The organism is Niveispirillum sp. KHB5.9, from assembly GCF_048066115.1.
Taxonomy (GTDB): Bacteria; Pseudomonadota; Alphaproteobacteria; order Azospirillales; family Azospirillaceae; genus Niveispirillum.
Map to the genome: position 1 here is coordinate 41,057 of NZ_JBLTYX010000025.1, position 23,544 is coordinate 64,600.

Consider the following 23,544-nt stretch of genomic DNA (forward strand, 5'->3'; position numbering starts at 1 on the left):
GACCACCGCGCCGCCACTCTGTGCCACGGCGGGGGGCTCTCCCCTAATCTCACTTGGCGGGTCTACGGCATCGCGTATGATCATGACGATGCTCGCCCGCCGCCAGATGCCGCCGCCGGCAACGACGGTTGGGAAGGACGCCAAGCCGGGTTCCGCGCGGATTGGGACGGGAGCGGGACGAGTCACGTTGCAGGGCGGCGCCTTCCACCATGATACGGACGTCGGCGGCGAGGTGGTGCACCGCTATCTCTTGGCAAGATGGGCGCATTCGCTGGCGCCGGGGGCCGGATCTGCATGTCCAATCCTATTACGACCGGGTACGGCGGCGCAGGCCACCACGGTGTCCTTGTGGATGTCCAGACCCGCACGATGCCGATACATTAGGTCCATGCCAGCCTCCATGGCGCGCCGGCGTGATGTTTGCCAGCGACAACGTGATCGTCATCGGGGCGCTGGCCGCCGGTCTGCCCACCTGACAACGCCATAGAGTGATCCTGATCGGGGTTCTGGCGGCGCTGGTGCTGCGCATCGGGTTCGCGCTGCTGGTCACCGAATTGATGCAGATCGTCGGCCTGATCTTCGTCGGTGGCCTGTTGCTGACGTGGGTCGCCTGGAAGATGTGGCGCGAACTGCGGGAAAGCCGTTAGGCGGCCGGGGTACCGGATGTCGATGTCCAGGAGCTTCCCTGGGATGAAGCCGGCGAAAGCTTCGCCGATGCCGTCTGGGCGGTGGCCGATGTTTCGATGAGCCTGGGCAATGTCCTGGCGGTGGCGGGTGCTGCGCGCGAGCATCCGGGCATCCTCATCGTCGGACTGGTGTTTGCGGTCGCGCTGATGGGCACGGCGGCGAACATCATTGCCAAGGTCATCTCGCGCTACCGTTGGATCGCCTATTTATATCGCGGTCAAGATGATCCATGACGGCTGGGTCGATCCCGCCGTCGGCATCGGCACGCTGTTCAGCAGAAGTCCGGTGTCCGGGCTTGTCAAGCTGGCGCCAGGGAACTTCCAGGCAGCCGGAGCGTTCCACATGATTGCCACCGCACCGCGGAAGCCCATCATGCCCAAGGTCCGGAGAAGTCAATGCGCCGCCGTTCCCTTCCGGGTGGCCGAGAAAGGCGCCCAGGTGATGCTGGTGACCTCCCGCGACACGCGGCGCTGGATCGTTCCCAAGGGATGGACCAAGAAGAAGCTTGCGCCCGGCGCCATGGCCGCCCGCGAAGCCTTCGAGGAGGCCGGCGTCCTCGGCACCATCACCGCTTTGCCGATCGGGGCTTACCGCTACTTGAAGCGGATGCCGGACGGAGACAATGTCCGGTGCGACGTGGCGGTCTACCTGCTGGAGGTAACCGAGGTGCTTGATGAATGGCCGGAGATGGACCAGCGGGAACGGCGATGGGTGGGCGTCGGCGACGCTGCCGACCTGATAAGCGATCCTGGGCTGGTTCCGTTGCTGCGCAAGCTGCCGTGACGCGTGCCGGGCCGACATCGGCTCTGACCGTCATATCATCATTCGATATTGATCTCCACGAATACCGCGCCCGTATCCTGCTTGCGCTGCGCCGTGTCGAAGGCGTCGTTGATCTGGTCCAGGGTGAAGCGGTGGGTGATCATCCGGTCCACCCTCAGCCGCCCCTTGGCGATGAGGTCCAGCACCATTCCCTGCTCGGGACAGATGCCGTGCATGGCGAGCTGGCGCTGGGGATCAGCTGGATTTCGCTCATGATGACCACGTCCGCGCCGCTGGCCTGGGCCAGCATCATCTGGGCCAGGCCGATGGTCCCGGCGCCGATGACCGCGACCCTGTTGTTGGTGCCCAGGCCGGATAGATGCTGGGCGTGCAGGCTGACGGAGAAGGTATCGATCAGAAATGCCTGCTCGAAGCTGAGATGATCCGGCAGCTTGTAGAACTTTTCCGCCGGCCCCACGACATATTCGCAATAGGCCTGTGAGACATAGCGCGTCCGAACGTCGTAGAGATGCTCGCAGACATTATAGCACTGCATCCGGCAATACTCGCAGACGCCGTCGCCCATCACGGTCTCGATGACGACGCGGTCGCCGGGCTGCCCGTTGGTAAAATCCGCGCCTATCTCCACCACCTCACCGGCCAGTTCAAGGCCCATGATGTGACATTCCAGGCTGGGCTCGTGTTCTTCCAATGCCGGAGGTTGGTGCCTCAAATGCCGGCAACCCGCACCCTGCGCGCACGAAGTTCGGCGCCGGTATGGCAGGCAACTCCACCTGTCCTATGCGGAATGTGCCCTCTGTGGTCTTCAAGGGAGCCTTCATCATTTCCCGTATCCTCTCGTCTCGTCCTGGGACGGGGGGCAAACGGTGGCGGAACGCAAGTCGAGGACCCGTTGCGCCAGCATCGCGAGCTTGTCGTCTGCCATCTCCTCCTCCTCCAGGTTCTCCTTGAGAGGGGCGGCGCAGTCAGGACGGCCAAGGCGCAGCGCCCATGTGGTCAGGGCGCCGTAGCGCGTGATCTGGTAGTGCTCCATCGCCCGCGCGGCGGCGATCAACGCGGCGTCCAGCACCTCCTTGTCGACGATGTTCGCTGTGATATCGTTGCTTTCCTTGATGATGCCGTCGATGGCCGGGCATTTCACGATCCGGATCTGCGCGCCGTGAACGGTGCATAGTTCTTCCAGCCGTCTGATCTGGCGCGTGGTTTCCAGCAGGTGCGTTTCGAGAACGTGCTTCAGGTCCCAGTCCGTCGCCTTGGCCATCATCCTCGGCAGCGCCTTGGCGATCGCGTTCTCCGCATAGAAGATGTCGCGCACCCCGTGGACAAAAAGGTCGCCCAGCGTTTGGATGTTATGAGCGTAAATTCCCACGATCCTGCTCCTGCAATTCCATGCCCTCGTAAGCTCAATCTGCTCGGCGCCCGACGGTGGGGTGGGGGATGCGCTGCATCGGCGCACCCCTTTCCGGTGGCGTGGACAGCCGGGGCGACGCTGTCCGTGCGCACCGGCATTGTGGTTCAACGAGGTGCGGGGGATGCGGTTCCAAAGGTGCGATGGGTATCCCACAAGGGTGCATTCGCAGAATTGTAAAATGCTTGTTTGGATAATGCTTAGATAGTTCGACTTTTCATTTTGCAATTGCCTGGATTTTCATTTTGAAACAATTGTTGGATTCACGTGTTTTCTCACATATCATTGAAGATGGTGTGCGAAATGAGCCAGGAGTCGCCGATAATATTTTCCTTCAGTGGCGGAAACGCGCTGGGGGCCTATCATGGCGGCGTCTATGATGCGTTGTGCGAAGCAGGTGTGCAGCCGGATTGGATCATCGGTGCCTCTATCGGCGCGGTGACCGGCGCCATCATCGCCGGCAACCCGCCGGAGGAACGCCTGAATGCATTGCGGCGCTACTGGCGCTTGGCGTGCATCGACAGCCCGCCGCCGCCGCCATGGATCGATCCCGAGCGATACAACGGCGCCCACCTCCTCCAGGCATTGTTGCTGGGCCGGCCGGGACTATTCGGCAGCCGTTTTCCCGGACCGCTTTCGCTATTGCCGGGGATGCCCGACGACGTCGCGATGCTGGATCACCATCCCATGGAAGCGACGCTGCACCGGTTTGTCGATTTCGAACGGCTGAACGGTGGGGAGGTGCGGCTGACCATCGGCTGCCTCGATATCGAAACCGGAGAGGAGGTCTATTTTGACAGTTCCCGCGACCGGATAACGGCACGCCATCTCCTGGCCAGCACCGGCGTCATGCCCTTGTTCCCGCCGGTCGAAATCGACGGGCGATTGCTCGGTGACCTTGTCTACCGGAACAACATGCCGCTCGATGTCGGGCTGACTGAGATGGCGGAGCGGGAGGTGACCTGCATCGCCAGCGAACTCTTCACGATCCAAGGCCGCAGGCCGATCGACCTGCCGGGAACCCTGGATCGCGGGCTCGACCTGCTCTGCGCCGGGCAGACCCAGCGGACCGTCGAGGCACTGCGCCGCGAACATGCCCTGCGCGGCCAGTTGGGCTTGCCTGGGAAAATCGACATGCTTCATGTCGTCCACCGGGCCGCGCCTGATGAAAGACATGGCAAGGCACTGAACTTCGCCGGCCCCGTCCTGGCGGAGCGCTGGCGGTCGGGCCTTTCCGACATGCGCGCGGCGCTGGCGCGATGGCGGGGACAGGCGCGGCAGGACCGTTTCACCTATATCGGGCCGGTCCGTGACGCCGCGTCTTCGTAAAGCACCCGACTGCGGGTCCAGCGCCCTAATCATGTTGGTAACGCTCGAAGGCGCAGAAACTGAACGGCCGAAATGGTGTGAGGATGGGAAGTGGTCCGTCCGCGTCGTTCCTGAATACCCAGCAGCGTATCCAGGCGGAAAGCCCATCCCCATCCACCGGCTTTTACCGGATTGACCGACAACCGCCAAGCAACGGAACGGTCCGATGGTCAGTCCGCCCTTACCCTCCCACCGCAGGAGGACCCAAAGGCTGTCGCGACCTGGGACCAGCTGGGCCGCCGCCCGGCGGTGCCACTGCCTGCATCGTTTCGTCCAGCAGTTCAGGGGCAGGGCCATCAGACCCTGCGGGTCTGAACCTTCTCATCGCAACTGCTCTCGCGGCTTCTTACTCCGTGCAAACGAGAGAAGTGCAAATGGTTCCGTTGCAAAGAATTGGTTAGCGCCATGGATTGGCAATGTATAGTAGAATAATTGATGAAAATGGCAAGAAAAGATGTTAGTATTATCTGATGCCTTTTAGGCATATGGCTTTCGATTGATCTGAATATGTCGATTTGCACGGCAATTTTAATAACTGTCATTTTGTAATCATGGATTTGAGATTCATTTTCACTGGAACGATCTCTCCTGCTTCCTGTTGGGATCATATGCCGGCGTTTCCTGGTCGGCGTCTCTTCCATGAAGGATAGATCCATGTTCATGCACAACAAGCGGCTGATGTACACGGTGCGCGTCGAAGCGCCGGACCCCATGCTGGCAAGCCTGATGCTGGAACAGTTCGGCGGACCGGACGGGGAACTGGCGGCGGCGATGCGCTATTTCACCCAAGGACTGGCGGACGAGGATCCCGGCCGCAAGGACATGCTGATCGACATCGCCACTGAGGAACTGAGCCATCTGGAGGTGATCGGGTCGATCATCGCCATGCTCGGCAAGGGTGCTCGCGGCCGGCTGGCCGAAGGAGTGGATGCCGGTTCCGGGCTGCTGACCAGCCTGACCGCCGGCGGCGAGAGCCACACGCTCTCCCTCCTCTACGGCGCCGGCCCCGCACTGGTCAATTCCGCAGGCGTGCCATGGACCGCCGCCTATGTAGACAGCCGGGGTGACCCCACCTGCGATCTGCGCTCCAACATTGCCGCCGAAAGCCGGGCCAAGATCATCTATGAACGTCTGATCAACGTGACCGATGATACCGGCGTGAAGGATGCGCTGACCTTCCTGATGACGCGCGAGATCGCGCACCAGAAATCCTTCGAGAAGGCGCTCTATGCCATCGAGGGCAATTTCCCGCCCGGCAAGTTGCCGGGTAACCCGGTGTTCACTGACAAATACTTCAATTCCAGCCAGGGGGAGGGGGATACCCGCGGTCCCTGGAACCAGGGCGACGCCTGGGAATTCATCGACGAGCCCGCGGAAATGGCCGCCGTCGACGGCGGTGACGGCAGCGCCACGGTGAAGCTGGCGGCGTCCGACACCCGTGTGCTGAATAAGATGCTGCGGCGTACGGCTTCACGGCCGGACATCGACCCGTTGACCGGGGCGGAACTGGGCAGTGGTACAGAAGGGGATGTCGGGAAAGCACCTTTGTCCTGATGCCGAATGGCCAAGCAGCCCCGGCGTGCTTCCTGCGCGACGGGGCTTTTGCCTGCCGACAAGGCTTCAATCCGGCGGGCCAAGCCGCCGCGGGGGAGTTGAGTAAGATGGTTGCTTCTTCCTGGGCAACTGGCGTTTCCAGCGCCGGCGGGTATAGATGTAGACATAGACCATGACGGCTGCGAAAAGGACCGGCAGCCCGATTAGGTCGAAAAGGTACGCCCAGTCGACTTCGTGCGTTGCGTTCATGAGCGTCGTCCTATGTTGCGGAGTGGGGCTGCGTTCCCGCTGACCGGTTTCAGAGGGGCGGTTGCAGGACCGGCCAGTACCGACCCGTCGATGGCGAAGCGGCTGCCATGGCACGGGCAGTCCCAACTGTTTTCCAGCGGGTTCCAGCGCACGGTGCAACCGAGATGGGTACAGGTGGCGGACACGTCCACATAGGCGGCGACGTGCGTTCCATCCAGCCGCACCACGGCACCCGATCCGGGCGGGAAGGCGGCCAGCGAGGCAGCGTCGCTTCCAAGGGCGCCGCCGATCAACTGGCGCGCGACATCGATATTTTCAGACAGGGCGCGCTTCAGGTTCCGAAGCGGCTTGCGGGATGGGTCGTACAGGTCCGTCCAGGGATTGGCCCGGCCTTGCACCAGATCGGTCAGCAGCATGCCGGCGATGGTGCCATGGGTCATGCCCATGCCGCTGTCGCCCGTGGCGATGACGATGTTGGCGGTATTGGCGGGATCGCGCCCGATGAAGCCAAGCCCGTCGAAAGGTTCAAGCACCTGGCCCGACCAGCGGTAGCGGCACTCGCCCGCCATGGGAAACAGTCGCCGCGCCAACTCCTCCAACCTTGTGAAACGGGTGGCCATGTCTTCGGCTTCGCCTGTCTTGTGGTCTTCGCCACCCACGATCAGCAGGTCCGGTTCGCCCGGATGGGTCGCCGGCTGCATGCGCACATAATGACAGGGATCTGCGGTATCCCACCAGAGCGCCGGTTCCACTGCCCCGACCGGGATGGCCAACGCCACGGCATAGGTGCGATAGGGCGCCTGCTTGGCATGGATGGCATATTTATCGACAATCGGACTGTTGGTCGCCAGCACGCAGGCCCGGCTTTTCAACGAACGCCCATCGCCAAGGCTGATGAGGGCATATTCACCACCCTCCACCCCGATGACCCGCTGGCCGTGGACGATCAGACCGCCGCGGTCGGTGATGAGGAGGGCCAGTGCCGCCAGATATTTGCCGGGATGGAACTGTCCCTGCTGCGGGAAGCGGATGGCCGGCCCGATGCGGTGGTTAGGCATGGCCGCGTCTTCACACAGCTCGGCCCCGGACAGGCCCAGCCGGTGGGCGGCCGCCAATTCATCCTCGATATAGGTGGCGTCGGCATCTGTATAAGGGATCAACCAGCCGTCCAGGCGGCGGAAGTCGCAATCGATCCCTTCCTCTGCAACGATGCGTTCGATCCTCTCGATGGCAGCCGCGTGGCTCGCCACCGCGAGGCGCGCTTTGTCCAGGCCGACCTGCTCTTCCAGGAAGGCGAGGCCGTCATCGATGACGTTGGAAAGATGGGCCGTGGTCCTGGCACTCTCCCCGCAGCCGCCGGGGCGGTCCTTGTCGACAACCAGGACCTCGCGTCCTTCCTTTTGCAACAGGTAGGCGGTGGTCAGTCCGGCGATACCCGCACCCACCACCACGATGTCGGCCACGCGTGCCTCCTCGTTGCGGGCCATCATGTAGGGCTCGAAGGCGACGGCGGAATCCATGTCGAGGTCGGATGGGGTGGGTGGTTCCCCAGGATGCGGCATCCGCGCCTGGCTGGGCGCCGCAGCGGTGTCCGGTGTCATCCACGGGGAAAGGGTTTGACCGTTACCGGGCATGGGATTGCTCCTTGGCTGTCATTTTCCGGCCGTCAGCCCAGGATCGCCACCAGCAAAGCCGCCACGCCCAGCAACAACAGACCGTGGGGCATCCAACTGCGGTGGGAACGATCACGCGGTTCGCCCGACATGGTCTTGGCGTCCGCATCGCCGGGTGCCGGCTCCGACAATGCCGGGGCCGGTGGACCGGCCGAGGCGGGGCTGCCGCCGGCCTCTTCGTCCGTGCCCAGCGGAGCGGCGGCGGGATCGGGGAAGGGAACCTTATCGCCCGTGACGCCGCGATCGATATCGATGCGGTGTCTGTCGATGGTCGTGGCCGGTTCATCCGACGTGGGTGTGGAACGCTCTGCCGGGGTCCGGCCATCGTTCGGCGGTCGGGACATCCTGGTTCGGGATCTATCGAGATCGGCCAGCACAGCCTCCCTGCATCACATGGGTCATTGCATGTTGCATGCTGTCGGATCGGCCCTCGATGACCAGATGCGGCGGTCCCGCTAGCGGTGGCCGGCCATGATGCACCTCCTCATTCCTCCCGGCGGGGAACAATGGTCAGTTGCTGGACCACGACACGGCTGGGCTGGGTGAGCAGGTAATGCACACCGACGGCGATATCCTCCGCCCGCAGCATCTTCTCCTCGTTGATCAGGTTTCGCTGCTTTTCGGCCGGCAGGTCGGGATAGTGCAGGTCGGCGCCCGTGAAGCCCGGCTCCACCAGCGACACCTTGATCCCCTTTCCGGCACGCTGGCCTGTGAGATCGGACTGCTCGGTATGGGTGTCGTTCAGATTGGTCATCATGGGCTCCCTGGCCGCATGCGGGCTGCGGGCTTGGAAAGCGGGAGAGCCGCCGCAGGGCGGCGGCTCTCCTGAACCGATCGTCTTGATCAGCGGCGGTTCTCCCACCCGCGGCGGGACGCTTCGGCATGGCCACGGGGGTCGCCGAACCAGCCGCCATGGCCGCGGCGGTCATCGTCGTCATCGTCGCGGCCGCGGCTGCTATAGCGACGGTCGTCATCATCACGGCTGCTGCGCGATCCACGGCGGCCATCGTCTGATGCGAAGCGACCCTGATCATCGCGGGGGCGGTCATTGCCCGACGAACGGCCACGGCTGCTGTAGCCGCGGTCGTCGTCATCCGACGTAAACCGGCCCTGGTCGTCGCGGGAGCGGTCGTTGCCCGAGGAGCGGCCCCGGCTGCTGTAGCCGCGGTCATCATCGTCATTGTCGCGGCGATGCTCCCAGCCGAGGCGGGACGCCTCGGCATGGCCGCGCGGGTCGCCGTACCAGCCGCGGCCGCGATCGTCATCGTCGTCCCGGCCGCGGCTGCTGTAACGGCGATCGTCATCATCCTCGTAACGGCTGCTGCGCGAACCGCGACGATCATCATCGGACGCGAAGCGGCCCTGGTCGTCGCGAGAGCGGTCGCTGCCGCCATTGCCGCGGCCATAGCGACGGCCGTCGTCGTCACGGCCACCGCCGTGGGACCGGTCGTCCCGGTGTTCCCAGCCCAGGCGGGATGCCTCGGCATGGCCGCGGGGATCGCCGTGCCAGCCGCTGCCGGAGCTGCGATCATCATCGCGGTCGTACCGGCCGCTGGACCGACCGCCGGATGACCCGCTGGTGAAGCGGCCGTCATCGTCGCGGGGGCGGTCATTCTGGTTTCGTGCCATGGGATAATCCTCCGAGGGGATTTCGTACTGCCGGCCGAACATGTCGAGGCGGAGAATGTTCAGCGCCGGCGTTCGTGGTTGCAGTGTCTCCGCCTGTTCCTGGGGCGCGTCCTTGCGCGCCTTGATCTTCGGGGCGATCTCGGCGAGGTCGGCCTTTGCGGTGGCGGCGAGGGCGAAGATGCCGCTGTCGGCCGCCGCCTCCTGTCTGCCGAGCGCGGTCATCAACTGGGTCAGGACAGCCTGCTCGGCTTTCCGATCTTCACCGTCCTGCTGGCCCATGCGCAGATCGGCCAGCAGAACCCTGGCCAGATCGTGCCAGACCATCGTCCGCCGCAACTCCGGCTCCGGCACGCCGGCCTTTTCCAGAGCGGGGAGGATAAGGCGATCGATCATATCAAGATGGGAAAGGCAGCGGTCGAGGGCTTGTGATGCATCCGACCCTTCCCCAAGCGCGGTGATCAGGACTTGCTGGTCACTGCGCATCTGTTCAAGGGGATCGGGAGGGGGTGTTTCCTTTTGAGATACATCTTCCTTGGACGCAGCATCTTCGGTCGGCGCCGCTGCTGCGGTGCCTTTGGTCGGCTTCTTGGGATCCATGACGCGACATGCTCCTGTCTGGCGGTCACATGAAAAGAACACAAATCCGCCAGGATGGTTCCAAAAAAACACAACAAAATGCCAGATGTTGAAGTGGTTACATTCACGATTGATTTTAACATCTTTGGTTTGTTATTTCGAACATCCCCTGATTTTCGTTCTATTTTAGACTCATTTCACGAAGTACCGAGAGTTCGATTTGATGAATACCGTGTATCGGTGACTTGACGTTGTCGCCCGATCCCATTGCGAGACTTTCAAGGCTTCATCACCACCTTGATGCAGCCATCCTTCTTGTCGCGGAAGGTGCTGTACATTTCCGGTCCCTGGTCCAGCCCGACCCGGTGGGTAATGACGAAGGACGGATCGATCTCCCCGTCCATGATCTTGGCCAGCAGCGGCTTCATGTAGCGGTGGGTATGGGTTTGGCCCGTGCGGATGGTCAGGCCCTTGTTCATCACCGCCCCGAAGGGGATGTTGTCCAGCATGCCGACATAGACGCCGGGGACGGAGACGGTGCCGCCCTTGCGACAGCAATAGAGGGCTTCACGCAAGGCATGCGGCCGGTCGGTGCCGAGCATCAACAGGGTCTTGGCCTTGTCCATCACCGCGTCGAAGGAACCGCCGACATGGGATTCCGTACCAACCGCCTCGATGCAGCGGTCGGGGCCGCGGCCGTTCGTCATCTCCATCAGCCGGTCATAGACGCTGCCGTCATCGTCGAAATTGATGGTTTCCGCCCTGCCGACGGCCGACGCCATGGCGAGACGTTCCGGCACACCGTCGATGGCAATGACGCGGCCGGCACCCAGCATCCAGGCGCATTGGATGGCGAACTGCCCGACGGGGCCGCAGCCCCAGACGGCCACGGTGTCGCCCGGCTCGATCTCCGCATTCTCCGCCGCCATGTAGCCGGTGGGAAAGATATCCGACAGGAACAGGGCCTGCTCGTCCGGCAACCCGTCCGGCACCTTCAGCGCGCCGACATCGGCGAAGGGGACGCGTATATACTCGGCCTGCCCGCCGGCATAGCCGCCGGTCAGGTGCGAATAGCCGAACAGGCCGGCCGGCGCATGGCCCATGGCCTTGGCCGCCTTCTCGGCGTCGGGATTGGAGCGGTCGCAGAGCGAGAACATGCCCTTGCGGCAGAAGAAGCAGTCGCCGCAGGAGATGTTGAAGGGAATGACGACGCGGTCGCCCACCTTGAGGCTGGTGACGCCGGAGCCGACCTCCACCACCTCCCCCATGGTCTCGTGGCCCAGGATGTCGCCGCTTTCCATCTCCGGCATATAGCCGTCGAAGAGATGGAGGTCGGAGCCGCAGATGGCGCAACTCGTCACCTTCAGGATGACGTCGGTCGGATATTCGATGCGTGGGTCGGGGACGGTGTCGTATCGGACGTCGCCTTTGCCGTGCCAGCACAGGGCCTTCATGATCTTTCTCCAAATGGGATTAATCGGACCGCATCGCGCAAATGCCTGGAAACATGCACCAGCCCGCTGCGTTGTCGGCTTGTGGAATTGCATGCCGTGGGTGTCTTCACCCGTGGCGTAGGAATGGAGGCCGCCCATGGAACCCACGACTTTGCTGTTGCTCTATTTCGTGGTGCCGGTCTGGTTCCTCGCCGGCTTCGCCGACTGGCTCTGCCATCGCGCCACCGACATCGAGCATACGGCCGGACCCAAGGAGAGCCTGCTTCATCTGTTGATGTACGCGGAGGTGGCGGTGCCGTTGCTGGCCTGCCTGTTCCTGGACATCAACGCGCTAGTTATCCTCACGATGATAGCGGCGTTCCTGCTGCACGAGGCGACAGCACTGTGGGATGTCAGCTACGCCGTCAGCCGCCGCGTCGTCACGCCGCTGGAACAGCATGTCCACAGCTTCCTGGAGATGGTGCCGCTGATGGCCATCCTGCTGGTTCTGCCCGGCCACTGGGACCAGTTCCTGGCCCTGTTCGGATTTGGGCCGGCGGAAGCCGATTTCAGCCTTTCCTGGAAGGATCGCCCGCTTTCCGCCGCCTATCTCGTGACGGTTCTGGCCGCGGCCTTCCTGGTGGAACTGCTGCCTTATCTTGAGGAACTGCGGCGCGGGATGCGGGTCCGCCGGGCACGGCGGCCCTGATCAGCGTTTCTCGCCGGTCGCCAGATACTGTCGAAGGACGGCAGGCAGATTGTCCTCCATCCATTCCGCCATGGCCAGTTCCTCCTCCAGTATCCGTTCCAGGACGGCGGCGATGCCGGCCTCGCCCGCGGCCTGGGCAGTGGTGATCAGGGCCTTGTAGTTGATGATCTCGAAATATTCGAAGGCCGCTCCGAACACCGCACCCTTCACAACCTCGTCGGAGGCGAAGATGCCGGACATGGCCTGGGCGATGCCGGTGATGGCGCCTACCCCGGTCTTCAGCATGGAGGTGTCGGCATTGAGCTGGTGCAGGCACTGCTCCACCTGGCTGGCCTGGTTTCTGGTTTCGACCACGTGCTGTTGCAAGCGCGCCTTCAGGGCGGGATAGTCCTCCAGCCGGTCGGCCGTGTTGGACAACATTTTCTCGGCCTGCACCTCCATGGCGTAGGCGTCGCGAAGCCAGTCGATTAAATGCTCGCGTGGGGTCGTCATGGCGAAGCTCCTGCCCGTAGCTGCAGTTGGGGAACGTGGGGATAACAATCCCGTGGCCGCATTTGTGCCTTGCCGCGGCCTTTTATCCGCCGCGGTTTTGCGTGGTAACCAGATCAGCCAGCCCGTCTATGGCACCGGCGGCGAATAGGGGGGGAGCCCTGAAGGGGAGGGCTGGCCCAGTCCATCGGGATTTGCGCTAATGCGCCGGCCTGCTGCTTGGGCTTCCCGGGACGTCGCCGTCAACGGGCCTCGTAGCCCCGCTCAATCCGAACGGGCAGTTGACCATGGGCCACCGGCTTGGCATGGCCGTGGTGGCGTAGATAGCGTTCGTCCAGTTCTGCGAGCAGGTCTTCGGCCCTGGTGCCGGCCTGGAGGCGGATCAGCGTGTCGATCTTCGCCTCCATCCGGTCATCATTCTCTTTGGAAGAGGGGGAGCCAGCATAGAGGAAATAGGCGAGGCCGCCCACCTGCCACAGGAGCTGGAGAAACTCCGATTGCCAGTTCTCGAACGTCTCACGCCCAATCTGCAGGGCGAAGGTGCTGACTTCCGGCACCTGGCCATGGCTGACAGCGTCGTCCACGAATGCGAACCAGCCGAAGGTCCAATGGCCGAAGATGGAGATGAGGAAGAAAGCCAGTGTGATCCAGCCGTAGGCGTAGCGCTTCATGATGCTCTCCCGAGGAAGCCAATGTCGGATCGGTCGCCATTTCCGAGGGCGCATGGTTCGGCAGCAGGAGCCCCGTTCGCTTCAATCTTTCCTGGATCATGGTCTGGCCAGGTCCGCGCGCCGTCCAGCCGGCACTTTCGATGGGGGTGACGGCGGCCATGGCCGTCTGCAACCTGTTCCACCAACCGGCGATGACATCCGCTTTGCCGTCCATCATCGCGTCGAAGCCCAAGCGGGCACCCCTGGCGGGAGCGTCCTTGCCCTATCGCCGACGGCAGACTGTTGCACCGCCTCCTTGACCGTCTCATCTGAGGGATTGTCCGGCCTGCCCGGATGGGAAGCCAAGATCCCGGTCGGCGTGGGCATAAGTGAAGCCCACCCTGGGGTCTTCGTTGAGGGGACCTGATGCGGTTCGGCAAGGGCGCCTTGGTCGATGTCGGTTCGATCCTTGTCCGTCTTCATCTCGGCCTCCAATTGATCGGGAGGGGGAACGGGCTTTCCCGGCATCGGCCCGTCCTCGGAGGCGGTTGCGGAGGCTGGATCACCCGTCGACATTCCATCCTTTCAGGATGGCCTCGACCGGGGCGATCTCCACCTGCTCGGAAAGCCTAGTGTGGTAGAATCGGACCAGCGAGTCATGGGTTTCGTCGGCGGAGCCGCAGATCGCGTCTTCCGCCACGATGATCCTGAACCCGAGGTCGACCGCGCTCAGCACGGTGGCCAGCACGCACACGTCGGTTTCCGCGCCGGAGATCACCAGCGCCTCCACGCCCTGACCTTGCATCCAAGCGGCCAGCGTGCCATCGGCGAAGGGGGAATAGGTACGCTTGTCCACCACGCGTGCCGGCGGGACCAGGGCGGCGAGCGGCGGCAGTAGTTCCAGCAGGTCGGTATCCAGCCGCCGTGTCGTCATCTCCTCCCAGTGCTCGTAATAGCGCCGCCAGGCGCCATGGGCATCCACCGGGCTGTGGGGTGGGACGAAGCGGGTGAAGACGGTCTGTGCTGCACGCGCCGAAGCCAGTTCCTCAACCCGGGGGAGTATCCCCTCGACCCAAGGGGTGCGCCATGGCGTGTCTTCAGCAAACAGGCGCTGCATATCGACGCACAGATGCACTGTGCGTCGGGGTAATGGACCGAAGGACAGGGCGTCGTCAGCGTCCATGCGTCACCGGTTTCCCGTGCAGCCACGCTCGGGCCGTTCCGGCTCAATCGCCGGCATGGCCACGAACCTTTGGGGCTCCCGGTCAGGCAGCCTTGGCGTTGACACTGACGTCCGCCAGCTTGGTCAGCAGGACGTCGGTGCGCTTCTCCTCCGCCAGGGTTTCTTGCAGCAGCGGCACGGCGTCGGCCAGGCCCAACTGCTCCGCCCACGAGATCAGCGTGCCATAGCGGCTGATCTCGTAATGCTCCACGGCCTGGGCGGATGCCAGCAGGCCGGCATCCAGCGCCTCGCTGTCGGCGAAATCCTCCATGACCTCCTTGCCTTCATCGATGATGCCGATGATGGCGTCGCAGGTCTTGCCGCGTGGCGTCTTGCCGAGAATCTCGAATACCTTCTCCAGCCGTTCGATCTGGCCTTCGGTCTCCGTGCGGTGTTGCTCGAAGGCCTGGGACAATTGTCGGGAATTGGCCTTGCGGGCCAGTTTGGGCAGGGCGCGCAAGATTTGTTTTTCCGCGAAGTAGATGTCCTTCAGCGTTTCGTGGAACAGGTGGTTCAAGTCCTTGGGCTGGCTGGGCATGGGACGGCGCTCCTGTTGCAGTCTGATGGATGGCCCGGCCAGCATTCCGTTCGAGGGTGTCAGGCCGGGACTCCATAACGCTGGTGGCAACGCCCGTGTTCCAACGACCTTGCCACTTGTTTGCCTTGACCCGGATATCGCCAGGGCGGAACTTCGCCGCATTTCAGTGGCAATTAACGCAGAGCGCCGCACGCCCACTTCCATCGGGCGAATGGATCTGGCTCAGAGGGTACGCCCGCGCATGCGAAAGGCCACGCCCGGTCCCAGCTCCCAGTTGTTGGAGTTTCTTGGAAGTCAAATATGTGCTCGTTCTTAGTAGATTGTTTCGAGAAGATTCGGCGTGAGGGGAGTCTAGTAGACAGGGACGGCTTGCATCCTATAAAACACGGTATCGGAATTGAGGAAACCGAGATGGAAACGAAGCAACAGCTCGACCCCATCCATACCGAAGAGGGTAGTTTTCGCCTGCTGGTCGAGAAAATTGTCGACTATGCGATCTATATGCTTGATTCCCGCGGAACAATATTGAGCTGGAATGCAGGCGCGCAACGCTCCAAGGGGTATGAGGCCGCCGAGATCATCGGCCGGCATTTCTCCTGCTTCTACGTTGAGGAGGACAGGGCGGCGGGTCTGCCGGAACGGGCCCTGCGGATGGCAGCCTCAGAGGGCAAGTTCGAACAGGAAGGGTGGCGCGTCCGCAAGGACGGCACGCGGATGTGGGCCCATGTGGTCATTGATCCCATCCACGGTCTTGACGGGGAGATCGTCGGCTTTGCGAAAGTGACCCGCGACATCAGCGACCGGAAGGCGGCAGAGGAAAGCCTAAGGCAGAGCGAGAGGCAGTTCAGGCTCCTAGTCCAAAGCGTGACCGATTATGCCTTCTACATGCTCGACCCGGACGGGCGGGTCTCGAGCTGGAACGTTGGAGCCCAGCGCATCAAGGGCTATCAGCCCGATGAAATCATCGGCAGGCACTTCTCCTGCTTCTATACCGAGGAGGACCGTCTAGCCCGGGAGCCGGAGAAGGCGCTCCAGGCGGCCACAGCCGGCCGTTACGAGAGGGAGGGCTGGAGGGTCCGGAAGGACGGTAGCCGGTTTATGGCGAATGTCGTCATCGACGCGATGCGTGACGATGATGGCAGCATCATCGGCTATGCCAAGATCACCCGGGATGTGACCGATCAGCAGCAGGCGCAGTTGGCGTTGGAGAAGGTCCGCGAGGCGCTGTTCCAGTCGCAGAAAATGGAGGCGATGGGCCAGCTCACCGGCGGCATTGCCCACGATTTCAACAACCTTCTGCATGTTATCGGTGGTAACCTCCAGCTCCTTTCGCGGGATGTCTTTGGGAACGAAAGGGCTGAGCAGCGGATCCAGAACGCGATGTCCGGAGTGGAGCGCGGTGCCAAGCTGGCATCCCAACTCCTCGCGTTCGGCCGGCGCCAGCCATTGGCACCCAAGGTCGTCAATGTGGGCCGCCTGATCCGGGGCATGGACGAAATCCTGCGGCGGAGTCTGGGCGAGGCCATCGAGGTGGAGACAATCATCTCCGGCGGACTGTGGAATACGCTCGTCGACCGCGCGAACATCGAGAATGCCCTCTTGAATCTGGCGATAAACGCGCGCGATGCGATGGATGGTCGGGGCCAACTGACGATCGAGGTGGGTAACGCCTTCCTGGACGCCGACTACGCACGCGCACATTCCGAGGTCACGGCGGGCCAATATGTGATGCTCGCGGTCACCGACACCGGTTCAGGAATACCGGCCGAAATCATCGACAAGGTGTTCGATCCGTTCTTCACGACGAAACCGGAGGGCAAAGGTACAGGCCTCGGCCTATCGATGGTCTACGGGTTCGTCAAGCAGTCCGGCGGCCACATCAAGATTTACAGCGAGTTGGGCCACGGCACCACCGTCAAGCTGTACCTGCCACGATCCACTGCGGTTGAGGATGCCGTCGCGTTTGGCGACGAGGGGGCGGTCGTCGGCGGCAGCGAGACGATCCTCGTTGCCGAAGACGACGACGAGGTCCGGGAGGTCGTCGTGGCGATGCTGAGCGAACTCGGGTATCGTGTCCTGCGTGCCAAGGATGCTGAGAGCGCCATGGCGATCGTCGAGAGCGGGGCGCCCATCGACCTGCTGTTCACCGACGTCGTGATGCCGGGCAGGCTCAAGAGCACCGATCTGGCTAGGCGGGCGCGTCAGCGCCTGCCGAACCTTCAGGTGGTGTTCACGTCCGGCTATACCGAAAACGCCATCGTCCATGGCGGCCGCCTTGATGAAAATGTCGAGCTTATCAGCAAGCCGTACACGCGGGAGGCGCTGGCCCGGAAGCTGCGCAACGTGTTCGCCATCGCGGCCCAGCGCAAGAAGGATCTGGATGTCGAGGCGGGGGATGCCGTGGGTTCGCCGGAATCGCCGCGGCAGACGGTTCTGGTCTGCGAGGATGAGTCGCTGATCCTTGCAAGTACGGTGGAGATGCTCCTGTCGCTGGGGCACGTTGTTCTCCAGGCAAGTAATGGCAATGCCGCCCTGTCAACCGGGGATCAACATCAGATCGACATCCTCCTGACCGACGTGGGCCTTCCCGATATGTCCGGCGTGGTATTGGCTAAGCGTCTGCGCGACAAGATTCCGGCATTGAAAGTCGTCTTCGCGACCGGGCGGGACCGCGTCGACGGGATGCTCACAGGGCCAGCGATTGCGATACTGAGTAAGCCATATACGCAGAAAGACCTCGACACGGTTCTCAGGCAATTGAGTGCGAACGACATCCAGCCATGAAAGACGCTTCAGCTTCGTTAAGCGAATTGCATTAGGGAGGAAGCCAGATCGGTCGGGACGCTGAGGGGCGACGCTGGAATGGGAAGCTGCGACCCGGTTCCGGCCGTCGGCCTTCGCCTTGTACAACGTCGCATCTGCGCGGCCAACCAGCGCCATGATCTGCGTTTCGACCACTTCCAGTGGCGTAGGATCTATTGTGGCGATGCCGAAGCTGGCGGTGACAAGGCCCTTGCCCTGGGGCTGCCCTCGTGGCGCAGCCCGAGCGCCTCGATGGCTTGGCGGGTGGACTCGGCCTGGTCCGGGCCGTCCGGGAATCCACGCAGCAGAACGCCGACCGCGCCGGCCAACGCCTGACCGAACGCAATCTCGACATCCAGCCCACCCTGACCGTCCGGCCCGGCTGGCCCCTGCGCGTTATCATCCGGCGGAACGTGATCCTCTCCCCCTATCAAGGAGGCTGACCCATGTTGAAGCTGCCCCAAGCTCCCCGACCGCACGCCCGTGAAACTGACTGTCATGTTGAACCCGGATCTGCACCAACGGCTGCTTTCTTATGCTGCCCTTTATAGGTAACCTATGGCGCGGACGAGCCGGTGGCAGACCTGTTTCCCTATATGTTGGACGCCTTCCTGGACAGCGACCGGGCCTACGCCATTTCCCGCAAGGAAGACCTGCCACCCATCAAGGAAGCCACCGGCTGCCGGGATCACCGTAAGGGCCAATGACGACAACATCGCCACTACCAGCGTGACGTAGAACTGAGCCATGAGCACCATAGGTCACTTCAAGCTGGCTAAGGATGGCGGCTGGACTGGAACCATCCGTACCCTGACCATCAATGCCAAGGTCCGATTGGTTCCCAACGACAACCGTGATCAGGAGAATGCGCCGGCTTACCGCGTGCTGATCGGCTACGACCGCATCGGTGACGCCCGGGAAGCACGGACCTCAGGGAAGAGCCGCGTTCCTATCTGCGGGTGCGCTTCGACGATTCCGCCCTGGCTGATTCCGTCAGCGCCGTCCTGTTTCCCAACGAAGACGGGACCTTGGCAAAGCTCATATGGAACCGCCACCGACAATAGCTGGCACAGGTCTTGTTGTGGCCGCTATGTCGATCCGATCGACTGATCCAACCCCCGTTTCCCACTCCCGTACCAAGGAATATCACCTTGTCCAGCATCTGCATCATCGGCGCCCGGCTGGTGTAGTTTCCCGGCGGCCCGCTGCCGGCCATGAACCTCCTGCGCTTCGGTTGAGGGAGGCCAGCGCGAAATGGACCGCGCTGCCTGGCACCAATAATTCCAACCTGGAAATCAAATTCATTGGACCGATGAAACTAGTCCAGTGGTTGACACTGTTGCGCGCGTCGTGCACCTAGTGTGGTACAGGGGCCTTGCGGTAGCCCCGTGAGGCGGCATGCCCAATACCGTGACACCCCAAACCAGGGATGGCATGGCATGCCCGCACACACTGAAATATCCACAACGCAATTGTCCCGTCTGATCGGCCTGCCGGAGAGGCCGGTTCTGATCGATGTCCGCACCGATGCGGATGTCGCGGCGGACCCGCGTATCCTGCCCGCGTCCCAGCGCCGGCCCCATGATCAAGTGAGCATCTGGGGAAAGAGCCTGGCCGGTCGCAGCGTCATTGTCATCTGTCAGGCGGGCGGCAAGCTGGCCCAAGGTACGGCTGCTTATCTCCGGCATCTCGGTATTCAGGCGGAAAGCCTGGAAGGCGGGTTCGAGGCCTGGCGCGATGCCGGGGGACCATTGGTGCCCTTGGGCGTCATTCCGGCGATGCATGACCAGCAAGGCAGCCGTTGGGTGACGAGATCCCGGCCCAAGGTTGACCGCACCGCATGCCCCTGGCTGATCCGACGCTTCGTGGATCCGGACGCGGTCTTCCTGTTCGTTTCCGCCCAGGAGATCGGCAGTGTCGCCGAGCGGTTCGCCGCCACGCCCTTCGATGTGGAGGGCGTGGAATGGAGCCACCGGGGCGAGCTTTGTACATTCGATGTGATGGTCGAGCGGTTCGGACTGGCCTCGCCGGCATTATCGCGTCTGGCCACCATCATCCGCGGCGCCGATACGGCGCGGTTGGATATCGCACCCCAGGCCGCCGGGTTTCTGGCCGTGGCCCTGGGCCTGTCTCGCATGTACCGCGACGACATCGCGCAGGTTGAAGCCGCGATGCTGGTCTATGACGCGCTGTACCGCTGGTGCCGCGACGCGGGCGACGAAACCCATAATTGGCCGGGGCCGGGACAGCGGGGGGCGTGATGAGCATGGAAATTACAATCCGGGCAGGCGACACGCCGGTCCCCGAGCGGCCTGCCTATCCGACCTTCGTCGAGGCGACGTGGGCCTGGGTCCGTGTCGCCGCGTTGAGTTTCGGCGGTCCCGCGGGACAGATCGCCGTGATGCATCGCATCCTGGTGGAAGAGAAACGCTGGATCGGCGAGAAACGGTTCCTGCATGCCCTGAACTATTGCATGCTGCTGCCGGGACCGGAGGCACAGCAACTGGCCGTCTATATCGGCTGGCTGCTGCATCGCACGGCCGGGGGACTGATGGCCGGCAGCTTGTTCGTGCTGCCCGGCTTCTTGTCCATCCTGGCCTTGAGCCTGTTTTATGCCGCCTATGGCCAGGTCGGGTGGGTCTCCGCCCTGTTCTTCGGATTGAAGGCGGCCGTCCTGGCCATCGTCCTGCAGGCGGTGGTGCGCGTTGGTCGCCGCGCGCTGCGCGGCAATGCCATGATGGCCATTGCAGCCGCGGCTTTCGTGGCCATCTTCGCCCTCGGTGTCCCGTTTCCGGTGATCATCCTGTCGGCCGCGATCATCGGCTGGGTGGCCGGCCAGTATGGACTTGCGGGTTTCCAGGGCGGCGGCCACGGCGGCGGCCATGGTCCCGCCGTCGCGGACAAGGACACGGTCCTGGGCGAGGATATCCCCGACCATGCCCGCCCGTCAGCATCCTGGTCGCTGCGGATGGCCGGCCTTTTCCTGGCCCTCTGGCTGATCCCGGTCGTGGCCTTGCTGCTGGTCCTCGGCCCTGACAATACATTCAGCCGGATCGCCACCTTCTTCAGCCAGATGGCGGTAGTGACTTTCGGCGGTGCCTATGCCGTTCTCGCCTATGTCGCGCAGCAGGCGGTCGAGACGTTCGGCTGGTTGCGACCGGGGGAGATGCTGGACGGGCTGGGGATGGCGGAGACGACGCCGGGTCCGCTGATCATGGTGGTGGAGTTCGTGGGTTTCATGGGGGCTTTCCGCGACCCCGGCTCCCTCAATCCCTTTGTTGCAGGCACCCTGGCAGCCATCCTCACCACCTGGGTTACCTTCATGCCCTGCTTCCTCTGGATATTCCTGGGGGCGCCCTGGATTGAGGTGCTGCGTGGCAATCGTGCGGTAACCAGCGCACTGGCAGCCGTGACAGCAGCCGTCGTGGGCGTGATCCTTAATCTGGCAATCTGGTTCGCGCTGCATACCGTGTTCCGGGACCTGCGCCCGTTGGCTCTCGGACCCGCTCAACTCGTCTGGCCCCTGTGGGAAAGCTTGAATGTAGCGGCATTGGTCCTTTCCGCCGGCGCCATCGTCGCGGTCTTCCAGTTCAAGGCGGGCATGACCAAGCTTCTCGCGACTTGTGCCTTGATCGGCGTCGCCCTTCACCTCGTCCGCTTCGTCGGATGAAAGCCATGGGACTGCCGACACGAAAGTGGGTCTCATACGCCGATCTCGCAGACAAGGCGAGTACGCAAGCTGGCAGCCTTAACGATCAGGCCGAACATTGACGATGTCGATAGGTGTGGTTGAGCCAGCCCTATCATGCCTGGACCGTGCGGGTCCGGCAGTGGTTACCGTGCGAGGACGCGCGCAGCGTCCTTTGTGGTAGACACCGCACCGGTGACCTTGCCGATGGACTGGTTGATCGCGGTAAGATTGCGGGTGACGGTTTCCACGGCAGCAGCGGTCGTCTGCATATTGGAGGACATGTCCCGGGTGACGGCACTTTGTTCCTCGACGGCCGCTGCGGTGGTAGAGACATATTCCCGGACGCTGCCGACGGCCGCGCGGATGTCCCGGAGGGCTGCGACCATGTCGCTGGACAGACCCTGAATTCCTTCGATCTCACCGGAGATTTTCTGGGTTGCGTTGGCCGACTGGTTGGCCAGGTTCTTCACCTCTGTGGCGACCACGGCGAAGCCACGCCCGGCATCCCCGGCGCGCGCGGCCTCGATGGTGGCATTCAAGGCCAGCAGATTGATCTGGCCGGCGATGGCGCGGATGGTATCGACGACACCTTCCATCGACCGGGCAACCTCGTCCAGACGCTGGGCGGCCTGATCCGCCCGGCTGGTGATTTCCGCGGCGCTGTCCGTGGCGCCACGCGACTGGTCCATGCTCTTGGAGATTTCGCTGATCGAGGCGGCCAGTTCCTCCGCACTGGATGCCATCATCTGCACGGCCGCCGATGTCTGCTCGGCTGCACTGCTGGCGCTGGCGGCTTCCTGCGTGGAATGATCGACAGCATGGTCGATCTCCCCGAAATTCCGGTCGATCAATGTCTTCAGATCGGCCAGCGTGTTCATCTGCGCGGTGATGTCGGTGGCATATTTGACCACTTTCACCGGCTGGCCACCGGGGTCCAGGATGGGATTGTAGGAAGCTTCGATCCAGACGATCCTGCCCCCCTTGCCGATGCGCTTGAACTGCCGGGCCTGATACTCGCCCCGGCGCAGCGTCTGCCAGAATGCCGCGTAGTCCGCATTGTTGCGCTCCGCCGGCTCCACGAACATGCTGTGATGGCAGCCTGTGACCTCATCCAGGGTGTAGCCGAGGGTTTTCAGGAAATTGTCATTGGCCCACAGGATCGTGCCGTCGAGCGTGAATTCAATGACCGCCTGGGATTTCCGGATGGCGCTGACCTGGCCCGACAGGTTGGCGTGGTCCAGGGCTTTCCGCGTAATGTCCGTGGCGTATTTCACCACCTTCACCACCTGGCCGTTCGACCCCAGGATGGGATTGTAAGAGGCTTCGATCCAGATCGTCTTGTCACCCTTGCCGATGCGCTTGAACTGCCGGGCTTGATACTCGCCCCGGCGCAACGCCTGCCAGAACGCTGCATAGTCCGGGCTGTTGCGCTCCGCCGGCTCCACGAACATGCCGTGATGCTGCCCACGGATTTCCGCCAGGGAATAGCCCATGACGTTCAGGAAATTCTGATTGGCGTCCAGGACCATCCCGTCGGGATTGAACGAGATCACCGCCTGGGACTTGTCCAGGGCGGCGAGGATCTGTTCGCTATCGTCATGCTGTTTCAGGAATCCGAACATCATCTTGATCCTCCCCACACTTGGATATGTTTACTCGCCATGCCGAGCCCCAGGTGATGGTTTGGAGAATATGAGTAATCCAAAATCCGCGACAGACCGGACTCTATACCCGTCTGCATAGTGTCCAAGTGGATATGTAAATTATTGGATAGTCGACCCATCTATTGGAAATTCCGCTGGCCGGTCCTTTCCAGTGTTCCTGAGAGAACCGGTTCGGCCCATGGCCGGCGTCGGTACCGGAAGTTGCTATGAAATGGGCAGGCTGGCCTGAATAGATGAGCAATGGGTCATATAGCCCTTTGGACAAACCCGTGCCCGACGGCGCAGATGTAGCATCCATCTATCCACACAGAGGGGATGGAGGCTTCCATGTTCAGGCTCATTGGCAAGATGCTGGCGGCGTTGCGCAACGAGCCTGCTCGCGAACGTACAGAGAACCTGCCTCCGCGGACGGCACCCGT

The 23,544-nt window shown here is 62.8% G+C and carries 24 protein-coding genes and 2 pseudogenes; 13 read left to right on the forward strand and 13 right to left on the reverse strand.

The window, feature by feature from the left end; genetic code table 11:
• Positions 1 to 488 precede the first annotated feature (488 nt).
• A pseudogene (locus ACM9HJ_RS27100) lies at positions 489 to 920 on the forward strand (TerC family protein).
• Positions 910 to 1,470 carry an NUDIX hydrolase gene (locus tag ACM9HJ_RS27105; RefSeq protein WP_416574917.1) on the forward strand — a complete coding sequence of 187 codons (561 nt, stop codon included), beginning with the start codon at positions 910 to 912 and terminating at the stop codon, positions 1,468 to 1,470. The pseudogene ACM9HJ_RS27100 and the gene ACM9HJ_RS27105 overlap by 11 nt, the downstream one beginning before the upstream one ends.
• 38 nt (positions 1,471 to 1,508) lie before the next feature.
• On the opposite strand, the gene ACM9HJ_RS27110 is transcribed toward ACM9HJ_RS27105, so the two are convergent.
• From ACM9HJ_RS27110 to ACM9HJ_RS27120, 3 genes are all read right to left on the reverse strand, one after another.
• The gene (locus ACM9HJ_RS27110) at positions 1,509 to 1,658 is read right to left on the reverse strand and encodes a hypothetical protein (protein WP_416574918.1); all 150 of its coding nucleotides are present in this window, start codon (positions 1,656 to 1,658) and stop codon (positions 1,509 to 1,511) included.
• Positions 1,625 to 2,182: an alcohol dehydrogenase catalytic domain-containing protein gene (locus ACM9HJ_RS27115; RefSeq protein ID WP_416574919.1), complete on the reverse strand. Its 558-nt coding sequence runs from the start codon at positions 2,180 to 2,182 to the stop codon at positions 1,625 to 1,627. Before ACM9HJ_RS27115 ends, ACM9HJ_RS27110 begins: the two co-directional genes overlap by 34 nt.
• 108 nt (positions 2,183 to 2,290) lie before the next feature.
• Complete coding sequence (locus ACM9HJ_RS27120; protein ID WP_416574920.1) at positions 2,291 to 2,839, reverse strand: ferritin-like domain-containing protein; 549 nt, start codon at positions 2,837 to 2,839, stop codon at positions 2,291 to 2,293.
• Positions 2,840 to 3,181: 342 nt separating this feature from the next.
• Here ACM9HJ_RS27120 and ACM9HJ_RS27125 point away from each other — a divergent pair, with 342 nt between their 5' ends.
• On the forward strand, positions 3,182 to 4,207 hold the full coding sequence (locus tag ACM9HJ_RS27125; RefSeq protein WP_416574921.1) for a patatin-like phospholipase family protein: 1,026 nt from the start codon (positions 3,182 to 3,184) through the stop codon (positions 4,205 to 4,207).
• A gap of 693 nt (positions 4,208 to 4,900) precedes the next feature.
• Positions 4,901 to 5,800 (forward strand): manganese catalase family protein, encoded by a 900-nt coding sequence (locus tag ACM9HJ_RS27130; RefSeq protein ID WP_416574922.1) that lies wholly within the window; start codon positions 4,901 to 4,903, stop codon positions 5,798 to 5,800.
• A gap of 245 nt (positions 5,801 to 6,045) precedes the next feature.
• On the opposite strand, the gene ACM9HJ_RS27135 is transcribed toward ACM9HJ_RS27130, so the two are convergent.
• The 5 genes from ACM9HJ_RS27135 to ACM9HJ_RS27155 all read right to left on the reverse strand — a co-directional run bounded on the left by ACM9HJ_RS27135 (position 6,046) and on the right by ACM9HJ_RS27155 (position 11,381).
• Positions 6,046 to 7,569 (reverse strand): FAD-dependent oxidoreductase, encoded by a 1,524-nt coding sequence (locus ACM9HJ_RS27135; protein WP_416574923.1) that lies wholly within the window; start codon positions 7,567 to 7,569, stop codon positions 6,046 to 6,048.
• 146 nt (positions 7,570 to 7,715) lie between these two features.
• Entirely contained in the window at positions 7,716 to 8,066 is a 351-nt protein-coding gene (locus ACM9HJ_RS27140; protein WP_416574924.1) for a hypothetical protein, read from the reverse strand.
• A 140-nt stretch (positions 8,067 to 8,206) separates the two neighbouring features.
• Entirely contained in the window at positions 8,207 to 8,479 is a 273-nt protein-coding gene (locus ACM9HJ_RS27145) for a hypothetical protein (RefSeq protein ID WP_416574925.1), read from the reverse strand.
• An 86-nt stretch (positions 8,480 to 8,565) separates the two neighbouring features.
• The gene (locus ACM9HJ_RS27150; RefSeq protein WP_416574926.1) at positions 8,566 to 9,948 is read right to left on the reverse strand and encodes a hypothetical protein; all 1,383 of its coding nucleotides are present in this window, start codon (positions 9,946 to 9,948) and stop codon (positions 8,566 to 8,568) included.
• Between the two features lie 257 nt (positions 9,949 to 10,205).
• Positions 10,206 to 11,381 (reverse strand): zinc-dependent alcohol dehydrogenase, encoded by a 1,176-nt coding sequence (locus ACM9HJ_RS27155; protein ID WP_416574927.1) that lies wholly within the window; start codon positions 11,379 to 11,381, stop codon positions 10,206 to 10,208.
• Between the two features lie 136 nt (positions 11,382 to 11,517).
• On the opposite strand from ACM9HJ_RS27155, the gene ACM9HJ_RS27160 reads away from it, so the two are divergent.
• On the forward strand, positions 11,518 to 12,069 hold the full coding sequence (locus tag ACM9HJ_RS27160) for a hypothetical protein (protein ID WP_416574928.1): 552 nt from the start codon (positions 11,518 to 11,520) through the stop codon (positions 12,067 to 12,069).
• On the opposite strand, the gene ACM9HJ_RS27165 is transcribed toward ACM9HJ_RS27160, so the two are convergent.
• The 4 genes from ACM9HJ_RS27165 to ACM9HJ_RS27180 form a co-directional block, all read right to left on the reverse strand.
• Complete coding sequence (locus ACM9HJ_RS27165; protein ID WP_416574929.1) at positions 12,070 to 12,561, reverse strand: ferritin-like domain-containing protein; 492 nt, start codon at positions 12,559 to 12,561, stop codon at positions 12,070 to 12,072.
• Positions 12,562 to 12,800: 239 nt separating this feature from the next.
• The gene (locus ACM9HJ_RS27170; protein WP_416574930.1) at positions 12,801 to 13,229 is read right to left on the reverse strand and encodes a DUF6766 family protein; all 429 of its coding nucleotides are present in this window, start codon (positions 13,227 to 13,229) and stop codon (positions 12,801 to 12,803) included.
• A gap of 541 nt (positions 13,230 to 13,770) precedes the next feature.
• Complete coding sequence (locus ACM9HJ_RS27175; RefSeq protein WP_416574931.1) at positions 13,771 to 14,391, reverse strand: isochorismatase family cysteine hydrolase; 621 nt, start codon at positions 14,389 to 14,391, stop codon at positions 13,771 to 13,773.
• An 82-nt stretch (positions 14,392 to 14,473) separates the two neighbouring features.
• A complete protein-coding gene (locus tag ACM9HJ_RS27180; protein WP_416574943.1) occupies positions 14,474 to 14,968 on the reverse strand; it encodes a ferritin-like domain-containing protein in 495 nt (164 codons plus the stop codon).
• Positions 14,969 to 15,379: 411 nt separating this feature from the next.
• On the opposite strand from ACM9HJ_RS27180, the gene ACM9HJ_RS27185 reads away from it, so the two are divergent.
• The 8 genes and pseudogenes from ACM9HJ_RS27185 (at position 15,380) to chrA (ending at position 21,440) form a co-directional block, all read left to right on the forward strand.
• A complete protein-coding gene (locus ACM9HJ_RS27185) occupies positions 15,380 to 17,752 on the forward strand; it encodes a PAS domain S-box protein (protein WP_416574932.1) in 2,373 nt (790 codons plus the stop codon).
• Positions 17,753 to 18,000: 248 nt separating this feature from the next.
• Entirely contained in the window at positions 18,001 to 18,213 is a 213-nt protein-coding gene (locus ACM9HJ_RS27190) for a TrbI/VirB10 family protein (protein WP_416574933.1), read from the forward strand.
• A gap of 55 nt (positions 18,214 to 18,268) precedes the next feature.
• Complete coding sequence (locus ACM9HJ_RS27195; RefSeq protein WP_416574944.1) at positions 18,269 to 18,325, forward strand: hypothetical protein; 57 nt, start codon at positions 18,269 to 18,271, stop codon at positions 18,323 to 18,325.
• 20 nt (positions 18,326 to 18,345) lie between these two features.
• Positions 18,346 to 18,477 carry a hypothetical protein gene (locus ACM9HJ_RS27200; protein ID WP_416574934.1) on the forward strand — a complete coding sequence of 44 codons (132 nt, stop codon included), beginning with the start codon at positions 18,346 to 18,348 and terminating at the stop codon, positions 18,475 to 18,477.
• Positions 18,478 to 18,517: 40 nt separating this feature from the next.
• Positions 18,518 to 18,637, forward strand: a pseudogene (locus ACM9HJ_RS27205) (DUF736 family protein); the annotation flags it as partial.
• Positions 18,638 to 18,729: 92 nt separating this feature from the next.
• Positions 18,730 to 18,834, forward strand: a complete 105-nt coding sequence (locus ACM9HJ_RS27210; RefSeq protein ID WP_416574945.1) for a hypothetical protein — start codon at positions 18,730 to 18,732, stop codon at positions 18,832 to 18,834.
• A gap of 375 nt (positions 18,835 to 19,209) precedes the next feature.
• Entirely contained in the window at positions 19,210 to 20,031 is an 822-nt protein-coding gene (locus ACM9HJ_RS27215) for a chromate resistance protein ChrB domain-containing protein (RefSeq protein WP_416574935.1), read from the forward strand.
• A 5-nt stretch (positions 20,032 to 20,036) separates the two neighbouring features.
• Entirely contained in the window at positions 20,037 to 21,440 is a 1,404-nt protein-coding gene (chrA, locus tag ACM9HJ_RS27220) for a chromate efflux transporter (protein WP_416574946.1), read from the forward strand.
• Positions 21,441 to 21,604: 164 nt separating this feature from the next.
• Here chrA and ACM9HJ_RS27225 read toward each other — a convergent pair whose 3' ends face one another.
• On the reverse strand, positions 21,605 to 23,086 hold the full coding sequence (locus ACM9HJ_RS27225; protein ID WP_416574936.1) for a methyl-accepting chemotaxis protein: 1,482 nt from the start codon (positions 23,084 to 23,086) through the stop codon (positions 21,605 to 21,607).
• Between the last annotated feature and the right edge of the window lie 458 nt (positions 23,087 to 23,544).

Excerpts from the sequence above, each read along its gene's own strand:
- ACM9HJ_RS27215 (WP_416574935.1), top strand. The coding sequence starts at position 19,210 with ATGCCCGCACACACTGAAATATCCACAACGCAATTGTCCCGTCTGATC.
- ACM9HJ_RS27225 (WP_416574936.1), bottom strand. The coding sequence starts at position 23,086 with ATGATGTTCGGATTCCTGAAACAGCATGACGATAGCGAACAGATCCTC.
- ACM9HJ_RS27125 (WP_416574921.1), top strand. The coding sequence starts at position 3,182 with ATGAGCCAGGAGTCGCCGATAATATTTTCCTTCAGTGGCGGAAACGCG.
- ACM9HJ_RS27130 (WP_416574922.1), top strand. The coding sequence starts at position 4,901 with ATGTTCATGCACAACAAGCGGCTGATGTACACGGTGCGCGTCGAAGCG.
- ACM9HJ_RS27170 (WP_416574930.1), bottom strand. The coding sequence starts at position 13,229 with ATGAAGCGCTACGCCTACGGCTGGATCACACTGGCTTTCTTCCTCATC.
- ACM9HJ_RS27165 (WP_416574929.1), bottom strand. The coding sequence starts at position 12,561 with ATGACGACCCCACGCGAGCATTTAATCGACTGGCTTCGCGACGCCTAC.
- ACM9HJ_RS27185 (WP_416574932.1), top strand. The coding sequence starts at position 15,380 with ATGGAAACGAAGCAACAGCTCGACCCCATCCATACCGAAGAGGGTAGT.
- ACM9HJ_RS27175 (WP_416574931.1), bottom strand. The coding sequence starts at position 14,391 with ATGGACGCTGACGACGCCCTGTCCTTCGGTCCATTACCCCGACGCACA.
- ACM9HJ_RS27160 (WP_416574928.1), top strand. The coding sequence starts at position 11,518 with ATGGAACCCACGACTTTGCTGTTGCTCTATTTCGTGGTGCCGGTCTGG.
- ACM9HJ_RS27135 (WP_416574923.1), bottom strand. The coding sequence starts at position 7,569 with ATGGATTCCGCCGTCGCCTTCGAGCCCTACATGATGGCCCGCAACGAG.
- ACM9HJ_RS27110 (WP_416574918.1), bottom strand. The coding sequence starts at position 1,658 with ATGGTGCTGGACCTCATCGCCAAGGGGCGGCTGAGGGTGGACCGGATG.
- ACM9HJ_RS27105 (WP_416574917.1), top strand. The coding sequence starts at position 910 with ATGATCCATGACGGCTGGGTCGATCCCGCCGTCGGCATCGGCACGCTG.
- ACM9HJ_RS27150 (WP_416574926.1), bottom strand. The coding sequence starts at position 9,948 with ATGGATCCCAAGAAGCCGACCAAAGGCACCGCAGCAGCGGCGCCGACC.
- ACM9HJ_RS27145 (WP_416574925.1), bottom strand. The coding sequence starts at position 8,479 with ATGATGACCAATCTGAACGACACCCATACCGAGCAGTCCGATCTCACA.
- ACM9HJ_RS27155 (WP_416574927.1), bottom strand. The coding sequence starts at position 11,381 with ATGAAGGCCCTGTGCTGGCACGGCAAAGGCGACGTCCGATACGACACC.
- ACM9HJ_RS27140 (WP_416574924.1), bottom strand. The coding sequence starts at position 8,066 with ATGTCCCGACCGCCGAACGATGGCCGGACCCCGGCAGAGCGTTCCACA.
- ACM9HJ_RS27180 (WP_416574943.1), bottom strand. The coding sequence starts at position 14,968 with ATGCCCAGCCAGCCCAAGGACTTGAACCACCTGTTCCACGAAACGCTG.
- chrA (WP_416574946.1), top strand. The coding sequence starts at position 20,037 with ATGGAAATTACAATCCGGGCAGGCGACACGCCGGTCCCCGAGCGGCCT.